Here is a 9,478-nt window from a genome sequence, read left to right as displayed (position 1 = left end):
GATATATTATTTATGAAAATCGTTTAATGTATACAATAATATATCTATGACAAAATAACAAAATATAGGGTTTTAGACACTTATTATGAATCAAAACTGATTACATATTATTTATAAAAATCTAAGGAGGAAATAATAATGAAAATATTAGTATTAAACTGTGGGAGTTCTTCATTAAAATATCAATTAATAGATATGAGTAATGAAGAAGTTTTATGTATAGGATTAGTTGAAAGAATAGGAATAGAAGGTTCTATACTTAAACATGAAAAAGCAGGAAGAGATGATAAATACATTGTTGAACAACCAATGAAAGACCATAAAGATGCAATAGCATTAGTGTTAGAAGCTGTTGCTCATCCAGAATTTGGTGCAGTTAAAGAAATGAAAGAAATAGATGCAGTAGGGCATAGAGTTGTTCATGCTGGAGAAAAATTTGCAACTTCAGTAGTAATAACTCCAGAAGTAGAAGAAGCTTTAAAAGAATGTATAGATTTAGCTCCACTTCATAATCCAGCAAACATAATGGGAATTGATGCTTGTAAAGCTATACTTCCAGATGTACCAATGGTAGGAGTATTTGATACTGCTTTCCATCAAACAATGCCTAAATCTTCATACTTATATGGTTTACCTCATGAATTATATACTAAATATGGAGTAAGAAGATATGGATTCCATGGAACTTCTCATAACTATGTATCTCAAAAAGCAGCAGAGATATTAGGAAAAGATATAAAAGACTTAAAAATAGTAACTTGTCACTTAGGAAATGGTGCTTCTATAGCTGCTGTTGATGGTGGAAGATGTATAGATACATCTATGGGATTCACTCCATTAGAAGGATTAATAATGGGAACTAGATGTGGAGATATAGATCCTGCTATATTACCTTTCTTAATGAGAAAAGAAGGTTTAGATGCTGATGGATTAGATAAATTAATGAACAAAGAATCTGGAGTATATGGAATGACTGGAATTTCTAGTGATTTTAGAGATATAGAAGATGCAGCTAAAAATGGAGATGAAAGAGCTCAAGCAACATTAGAAGCTTATGTTAAAAAAGTACAAAAGTATATAGGTGCTTATGCTGCTGAAATGAATGGATTAGATGTTGTAGTATTTACTGCTGGTGTAGGTGAAAATGGAAAAGCTATAAGAGCAGATATAGCTTCTAATATGGAATTCTTAGGAATGAAATTAGATAAGGAAGCTAATGATGTTAGAGGAAAAGAAACAGTAATATCTACTGATGACTCTAAAGTAAAAATGCTTTTAATACCAACTAACGAAGAATTAATGATAGCTAGAGATACATTAAGATTAGTAAAATAATTTAATTAAACTTATGCCTATCAAGTAAAAATACTTGACAAACAAATGCTAGATTTGTATAATAAATTTGGTGATATGTTGAGGTGAACTTAATGAAAGTTAGCATAGAAAAAATAAATAGAAAAGAAACTGACAAAATAGACTTGAATTTTTGTGAAAAAATTGATACTATTAGTTATTGTGATGAGATTTACAAATTAGTATCACCTGTAAATTTAAAAGGTAAAGTATCAAAGACTAATAAAGGTTTATATCTAGATATAGATGTCAATTTTACAATTGTTGACAATTGTTCAAGATGTCTTAAAGAAGTAGAAATACCATTAGAGTATTCTATACAAGGTTTTTTAGTAAAAGAAGAAGATTATGATGAAGATGAATTTGAGGAATTTGATCCTTTTATATTCGATGGTGAAGAAATCGACCTTATTGATATAATAGAACAGACATTAGATTTTAATGTGCCTCATAAAGTTCTTTGTAGTGAAAACTGTAAAGGTCTTTGTCAAGGATGCGGAGCAAACTTAAATGAAGGAGAATGTTCTTGCAGTGAAATTACAAACGATGAGGAATACATAGATCCTCGTTTTGCTAAATTAAAAGATTTATTTAATTAAATTTTGACTAAGGAGGTGGCGTAAATGGCAGTACCAAAGCGTAAAACGTCTAAATCAAACACAAAAATGAGAAGAGCAGCTAACTCAAAGATGGAAGCAACAGGATTTGTAAGTTGCCCACAATGTCATGAGCCAAAATTACCACATAGAGTGTGTCCAGACTGTGGATATTATAAAGGTAAAGAAGTTGTATCTAAGTAATAGCTTCTAAAGAACATGTAGAGTATACTCTACATGTTTTTTTTGTACATATAAAAAAAGATGATTTACTAGAGAAATAAATGGATTTTATGCATATTAAAAATTAGAAAAATAATAATATAAGTATTGAAAATTTTTGTGTGTTACTATATACTACTATTAGTAGCTGGTACTAATTACAGCTATAAAATTTGGAGGGAACATGAAAAAGAAGAGTAAAGCCCAAAGACAACAAGAGCTTATAGATATGCTAAAGACTGATCCTTTTTATACTGATGAAGAATTATCAAGTTTGTTTAATGTGAGTATACAGACAATAAGATTAGATAGAATGAGTCTAAACATACCAGAGCTAAGAGAAAGAGTCAAATCAATAGCAGAAACTCAGAGTTCAAAAGTAAAGACTTTAGGAGTAAAGGAAATTACAGGCGAAATCATTGATTTATCTGTAGGGCAATTAGGTATATCTATGTTAGAAGTTACAGAGGACATGATTTACTCTAAAACTAATACTTTGAAAGATACGTATATATTTTCTCTAGCAGATTCATTAGCAATGGCTATAATAGATGCACCTAAAGTTATTATGAGAGTTGCAAATGTAAAATGTTTTAAGTTGATAGAACAACAAGACAGACTTATAGCAAAAGCAGAAGTGTATAGAAATATAGACAAAAAGCATTATGTAAAAGTTGTTATCAATAATAAAGCCCAAGAGCAAATATTTAGAGGAAAGTTTATCTTTGAAGAGTTAGATTAGGAGGAAAATCATGAAAATAGTAATAGATGGAATGGGTGGAGATAATGCACCAAAATCTAATGTAGAAGGCGCAGTAAATGCTATAAAAGAATATCAAGTAGATTTAATAATCACAGGAGATAAAGATTTATTAGAAAAGGAATTTTCAAATTATGAATTTGATAGAAATAAACTAGAAATAGTTCATACTACTGAGATTATAGAAAATGAAGATAAACCAGTTAAGGCCATAAGAAGCAAAAAAGATTCATCTATGGTAGTAGCATTAAACCTCGTAAAAGAAGGTAAGGCAGATGCTATAATATCAGCTGGAAACACAGGAGCTTTACTTGCTGGTGGATTATTTGTAGTCGGTAGAATAAAAGGAATTGATAGACCTTGCTTATGCTCAGCAATACCAAATGTAAAGCGAGGAATGACACTTATAGCAGACTGCGGTGCGAATGCAGATTGTAAATCTAAGAATCTAGTTGAATTTGCAGCTATGAGTAATATTTACTCAAGAAAAGTGTTGGGACTTGAAAATCCTAAAGTGGCACTAGCAAATGTTGGACTAGAAGAAGGTAAAGGCAATGATTTAGTTAAAAAATCATATGAAGAAATTAAAAAATTAGATTTAAATTTTATAGGAAATGTAGAAGCTAGAGAGGTTATAAATGCATATACAGATATAATTATTTGTGATGGATTTACGGGTAATATATTACTTAAATCTGCTGAAGGGGTAGCTCTTTCAGTTATGAGTCTTATAAAGGAAACTTTTATGGCTAGTACAAAAAGCAAAATAGGAGCATTACTTATAAAAGATGATTTAAAGAAATTAAAGAGTTTTATAGATTATTCTGAGTATGGAGGAGCTCCACTTTTAGGATTAAATGGAGGAGTTATAAAGGCTCATGGTAGCTCTGATGCTAAAGCTATAAAAAATGCTATAAATCAAGGGATAAAATTTACAAAAGGAAAAGTTGTTGAGGATATCAATCAATTTATAAGTAAATATAATGAAGAAAATAAAAATAACGAAAATGAATAAACTCGTTTTGGAGGTTTAATATATAATGAATACAAAGGCTGGAATATTAGGTGTGGGAAGTTATCTACCTGAGAAATCATATGATAATTTTCACTTCGAAAAAATAATGGATACATCAGATGAGTGGATAAGCACTAGAACTGGTATTAAGGAAAGAAGGTTTGTAGAAGATAATGAGGCAACTTCTGACCTAGCATCTAAGGCTGCTTTAAAAGCTATAGAGTGTGCAAAGTTAAATGTAGAGGATATAGAGTTGATTATTTTGGCAACAATTACTCCTGATATGTCTTTGCCTTCAACTGCATGTATAGTACAAGAAGCAATAGGAGCAGTGAATGCTACTGCATTTGATATATCAGCAGCTTGTTCTGGATTTGTATATGGAGTAACTATTGCAAAGCAATTTGTGGAAACTGGTTGTTATAAAAATGTACTTGTAATAGGAGCAGAAACTTGCTCTAAGTTTCTAAACTACAATGATAGGTCAACAGCAGTACTATTTGGAGATGGTGCTGGAGCAGCTGTTATTGGACCTGTAAGTGAAGGTGGAATCCTATCTACACATATGGGTTCTGATGGTAGGGGAAAAGACTGTTTAAAGATACCTGCTGGAGGTTCAAGACTTAGAGCAAGTAAAGATACTGTAGAAGCTAATCTACATACAATAGAGATGGCAGGTAGTGATGTATTTAAGTTTGCAGTTAGAAAGATGGCAGAAACATCTTTAACAGCTCTTGAAAAAGCAAATTTAAATACAACTGATATAGACTATCTAATACCACATCAAGCTAATATAAGAATAATACAAGCATCCTCTAAGAGATTAGGGATTGATATGAATAAGGTTTATGTAAATATAAATAAGTATGGAAATATGTCTGCTGCATCTATACCTGTTGCGCTAGATGAAGCATATAAAGAAGGAAAAATCAAAAAAGGTGATAATGTAGTTTTAGTTGGCTTTGGTGGAGGTCTAACTTGGGGAGCTTCAGTCGTTAAGTGGACTTTATAGTATAGAACATCTGAAATTCTTTAATTAACAAAATTAGCTTTATCTAAAAATTAAAGTTAATTTACAATAAAAAGTTTACTTTTATGATTTTAAGTGAAGGAGAATGATATGAATAAAATTTGCAAACTGTTAAATATAAAATACCCAGTTATCCAAGGGGGAATGGCATGGGTAGCTACTGCATCATTAGCAAGTGCTGTATCTAATGCAGGTGGACTTGGAATAATAGCAGCAGGAAATGCACCAAAAGAAGCTATAAAGGAAGAGATTGTTAAATGTAAAGAATTAACAGATAAACCTTTTGGTGTAAATGTAATGCTTATGTCACCATTTGTAGATGATATAATAGATTTAATTATAGAAGAAAAGGTTCAAGTTATTACTACTGGGGCTGGAAATCCTGCAAAGTATATGGACAGATTAAAAGAAGCTGGAACAAAAGTTATACCTGTAGTACCAACAATAGCTTTAGCACAGAGAATGGAAAAATTAGGAGCTACAGCAGTAATAGCTGAAGGTACAGAAGGTGGAGGACACATAGGAGAACTTACTACTATGGTTTTAGTTCCACAAGTTGCTGATGCTGTTAATATACCTGTAATAGCAGCAGGTGGTATTGTAGATGGTAGAGGTATTGTTGCTTCATTTGCACTAGGCGCTAATGCAGTTCAAGTAGGAACTAGATTTATTTGTAGTGAAGAGTGTGCTGTACATTTAAACTATAAAGAATTAGTATTAAAAGCAAAAGATAGAGATGCAATTGTCACAGGAAGAAGTACAGGTCATCCAGTAAGAACATTAAAAAATAAATTATCAAAAGAATTCTTAAAGATGGAACAAAATGGAGCTACTCCTGAAGAATTAGACAAAAAAGGTACAGGTGCTTTAAGGTTTGCAACAGTAGATGGAGATATAGAAAAAGGTTCATTTATGGCAGGTCAAAGTGCTGCTATGGTAAAAAAAATAACACCTTGTAAAGAAATTATAGAAACTATGGTAAATCAAGCAAAAGAGATTATGCCAGGCATAGAACTGTAAATCAGGAGGAGCATGATGGGAAAAGTTGCACTAGTATTTCCTGGTCAAGGAGCCCAATATGTAGGGATGGCTAAGGATTTATATGAAAATAACGAGGTTGCTAAAAATGTAATAGATGAGGCTTGTAGTGCCTTAAATATAGATTTAAAAAAACTTATGTTTGAGGGTAGTGAAGAAGAACTTTCTAAAACTGAAAATACTCAACCAGCTATGGTTACACATAGTGTAGCTGTACTAAAAGCAATACAATCAAAAATAGATTTAAAGTATGATGCATGTTTAGGTTTATCTTTAGGAGAATATAGCGCACTAGTTGCAGCAGATGCAATTGATTTTAAAGATGCTGTATGCCTAGTTAAAAAAAGAGGTAAATTTATGCAGGAAACAGTGCCAACAGGGGTTGGAGCTATGGCAGCTATTTTAGGTTTAGATAGAGAAATATTAGGCAATGTTGTAAAAGATATACAAGGAGGGATTGTAGAAGTAGCAAATTACAATTCTCCTGGTCAGATAGTTATATCTGGTGAAAATGAAAAGATAGAAGAAGCAATGGTAAAATGTAAAGAAGCAGGAGCAAAAAGAGCTGTTAAATTAAATGTAAGTGGACCTTTCCACTCATCAATGCTAAGAGAAGCTGGATTAAAACTAGCTAGTGAATTAGACAAAGTTAATATAACTAAGCCTAAAGTTGATGTAGTAGCAAATGTAAATGCAGATTACTATGAAAATGAAGGTAAAGACTTGCTTATAAAACAAGTAAGCTCTTCTGTACTTTGGGAAGATTCTATAGAAAGATTATTAAATGATGGTTATGATACTTTTATAGAAATGGGACCAGGAAAAACTTTAAAAGCATTTATTAAAAAGATAGCATCTAATAAAAAAGCAAGTGTGAATATTTACAATATAGATGGTATAGATTCTTTAAATGAATTTGTACAAGATTATGGAAATGGAGAGATATAATGATAAATCTTACAGGACAAGTAGCAATTGTTACTGGTGGCTCTAGAGGTATAGGGAAAGAGATAGCAAAGAAACTAGCATCTCTTGGGGCTGATTTAGTAATCAATTATACTTCTAAAGAGGATGAAGCCCTAAAAACTAAAAGTGAAATAGAAGGTATGGGTGTAAAATGTACTTCTATAAAATGTGATGTATCTAAATCTGATGAAGTAAATCAAATGATGGACTCTGTCATAAAAGAGTTTGGAAAAATTGATATATTGGTTAATAATGCAGGTATAACTAAAGATGCATTACTTATGAGAATGAAAGAAGAAGATTTTGATAGAGTCATAGATATAAATTTAAAAGGTGTATTTAATTGTACAAAAGCAGTTATTAAACCTATGATGAAAAAGAAATATGGTAAAATAATAAATATGACTTCAGTAGTTGGAATCATGGGAAATGTAGGTCAAACTAATTACTGTGCATCAAAAGCTGGTGTTATAGGATTTACAAAATCTTCTGCAAGAGAAGTAGCATCAAGAAATATAAATATAAATGCAGTAGCACCAGGATTCATAGAAACAGATATGACTAAAGTACTAAGTGATGATGTAAAAGAATCAACACTATTAAATATACCAAAAAAATCTTATGGTAAACCAGAAGATGTAGCCAATGCTGTAGCATTTTTAGTTAGTGATATGTCAAGTTATATAACAGGACAAGTGCTAAATGTAGATGGCGGAATGGTAATGCAATAATAAAAAATAATACTTTAAAAAGTAGAGAAATCTATTTAAAATAAAAATTAAAATAAAAAATCTTAGGAGGAACACAATGTTTAATAAAGTTGTAGCAATAATAATAGAACAATTAGGAGTAGAGGATAAAGAAATAACTATGGAAACATCATTAATGAAAGATTTAGAAGCAGATTCATTAGATGCAGTAGAAATAATAATGGCACTTGAAGATGAATTTGGTATAGAAATACCAGATACAGAAGCAGAAAACTTCAAATCTATAGGGGACATAGTTAACTATATAGAAGCTAACAAATAGTCGAGCTTTAAAAAAGTGGAGGTATCAGATGAATAAAAGAGTAGTAATAACGGGACTTGGATGTGTTACACCATTGGGAACAGGAAAAGAAGAGTTCTGGAACAATATAAAATCTGGAGTATCTGGTATAGATAAAATAACTAATTTTGATGCTAGCACATATCAAACTCAAATAGCAGGAGAAGTTAAAAATTTTCATCCAGAGGAATATATAAGCAAAAAAGAATTAAAGAGATTAGATAAATTTGCTCAATTTGCAATAGTTTCTGCAAAATTAGCAGTTGAAGATGCAAATCTTGATTTAGATAAAGTTGATAGAGAACGTGTAGGAGTTATAATAGGTTCTGGTATAGGTGGAGTTGAAGCAATAGAAACTCAGCATAAAATTCTTTTGGAAAAAGGAAATAAAAGGGTAAGTTCACTATTTGTACCTATGATGATAGGAAACATGGCAGCTGGTCAAGTTTCAATATTTTTAGGAGCAAAAGGACCTAATACTAATGTATGTACAGCTTGTGCATCAGGAACTCATTCAATAGGTGATGCCTTTAAGGTTATACAAAGAGGAGATGCAGATATTATGGTAGCAGGAGGCTCTGAAGCTGCTGTAACAGGGCTTGCATTTGCTGGATTCTGTAATATGAAGGCTATGTCAACTAGAAATGATGACCCTAAAACTGCATCACGCCCATTTGATAAGGACAGAGATGGATTTGTAATGGGAGAAGGAGCAGGTATTGTTATATTAGAGGACTTAGAACATGCTTTAGCAAGGGGTGCAAAAATATATGCAGAAGTAGTAGGATATGGTTTAACTGCTGATGCATATCATATGACAACTCCAGCTGAAAATGGAGAAGGAGCAGCTAGGTCTATGAATATGGCTTTAAAAGATGGAAATGTTCCACTAGAAGAAGTTGATTATATAAATGCTCATGGAACTTCAACTTATTATAATGACCTATATGAAACTATGGCTATAAAAACTGTATTTGGAGAAAATGCATATAATTTATGTGTATCATCAACAAAATCTATGACTGGTCATTTATTAGGGGCATCAGGTGCAATAGAAGCAGTTGTTTGTGCAATGAGTATAGAAGATAATTTTGTACCTCCAACTATAAATATACAAGAAGTTGGTGAAGATTTAGATTTAGATTATGTTCCAAATAAAGGTAAAGAAAAAGATATTAGATATGCACTATCAAATTCTTTAGGTTTTGGTGGACATAATGCTACAATTGTACTAAAAAAATATGTATAAATAAGTTACAAATATTAAAAATAGAATTAAAAAACAAGCACTTGTTTTTAACTTTATAAATTTATATTAACTAAATTAAAAGTTCCCTAAATTAGAATAAATGTCTAATTTAGGGAACTTTTTTATTAAAATTTAATTCTAGCACATGTTGTAAATCATTTTGATATATTGTATCATAAATTATTGAGAGGTTATATAC

The 9,478-nt window shown here is 31.1% G+C and carries 11 protein-coding genes; all 11 read left to right on the top strand.

The window, feature by feature from the left end; all coding sequences use genetic code 11:
* The first annotated feature begins 138 nt into the window (after nt 1–138).
* Nucleotides 139–1,335 carry an acetate kinase gene (locus KGF52_RS18750; RefSeq protein ID WP_227841231.1) on the top strand — a complete coding sequence of 399 codons (1,197 nt, stop codon included), beginning with the start codon at nt 139–141 and terminating at the stop codon, nt 1,333–1,335.
* A 92-nt stretch (nt 1,336–1,427) separates the two neighbouring features.
* Entirely contained in the window at nt 1,428–1,952 is a 525-nt protein-coding gene (locus tag KGF52_RS18745; protein ID WP_227482193.1) for a YceD family protein, read from the top strand.
* A 24-nt stretch (nt 1,953–1,976) separates the two neighbouring features.
* On the top strand, nt 1,977–2,153 hold the full coding sequence (gene rpmF, locus KGF52_RS18740) for a 50S ribosomal protein L32 (RefSeq protein WP_003419113.1): 177 nt from the start codon (nt 1,977–1,979) through the stop codon (nt 2,151–2,153).
* A gap of 202 nt (nt 2,154–2,355) precedes the next feature.
* Nucleotides 2,356–2,913 carry a transcription factor FapR gene (gene fapR / locus KGF52_RS18735; protein WP_227434100.1) on the top strand — a complete coding sequence of 186 codons (558 nt, stop codon included), beginning with the start codon at nt 2,356–2,358 and terminating at the stop codon, nt 2,911–2,913.
* A 10-nt stretch (nt 2,914–2,923) separates the two neighbouring features.
* Nucleotides 2,924–3,946 (top strand): phosphate acyltransferase PlsX, encoded by a 1,023-nt coding sequence (plsX, locus tag KGF52_RS18730; protein WP_227841230.1) that lies wholly within the window; start codon nt 2,924–2,926, stop codon nt 3,944–3,946.
* A gap of 25 nt (nt 3,947–3,971) precedes the next feature.
* Entirely contained in the window at nt 3,972–4,958 is a 987-nt protein-coding gene (locus KGF52_RS18725) for a beta-ketoacyl-ACP synthase III (RefSeq protein ID WP_227841229.1), read from the top strand.
* Between the two features lie 108 nt (nt 4,959–5,066).
* A complete protein-coding gene (gene fabK / locus KGF52_RS18720; RefSeq protein WP_227827093.1) occupies nt 5,067–5,996 on the top strand; it encodes an enoyl-[acyl-carrier-protein] reductase FabK in 930 nt (309 codons plus the stop codon).
* 15 nt (nt 5,997–6,011) lie between these two features.
* The gene (fabD, locus tag KGF52_RS18715) at nt 6,012–6,962 is read left to right on the top strand and encodes an ACP S-malonyltransferase (protein ID WP_227827094.1); all 951 of its coding nucleotides are present in this window, start codon (nt 6,012–6,014) and stop codon (nt 6,960–6,962) included.
* Complete coding sequence (gene fabG, locus KGF52_RS18710; RefSeq protein WP_227841228.1) at nt 6,962–7,711, top strand: 3-oxoacyl-[acyl-carrier-protein] reductase; 750 nt, start codon at nt 6,962–6,964, stop codon at nt 7,709–7,711. The genes fabD and fabG overlap by 1 nt, the downstream gene beginning before the upstream one ends.
* Nucleotides 7,712–7,787: 76 nt before the next feature.
* On the top strand, nt 7,788–8,012 hold the full coding sequence (gene acpP, locus KGF52_RS18705; protein ID WP_227827096.1) for an acyl carrier protein: 225 nt from the start codon (nt 7,788–7,790) through the stop codon (nt 8,010–8,012).
* Nucleotides 8,013–8,040: 28 nt separating this feature from the next.
* A complete protein-coding gene (fabF, locus tag KGF52_RS18700) occupies nt 8,041–9,279 on the top strand; it encodes a beta-ketoacyl-ACP synthase II (RefSeq protein ID WP_227434107.1) in 1,239 nt (412 codons plus the stop codon).
* Nucleotides 9,280–9,478 lie beyond the last annotated feature (199 nt).

It is taken from the genome of Clostridioides sp. ZZV15-6597 (assembly GCF_020657815.1).
In the GTDB taxonomy this organism is placed as follows: Bacteria; Bacillota; Clostridia; order Peptostreptococcales; family Peptostreptococcaceae; genus Clostridioides.
This window is presented reverse-complemented; position numbering and strand designations above follow the sequence as displayed.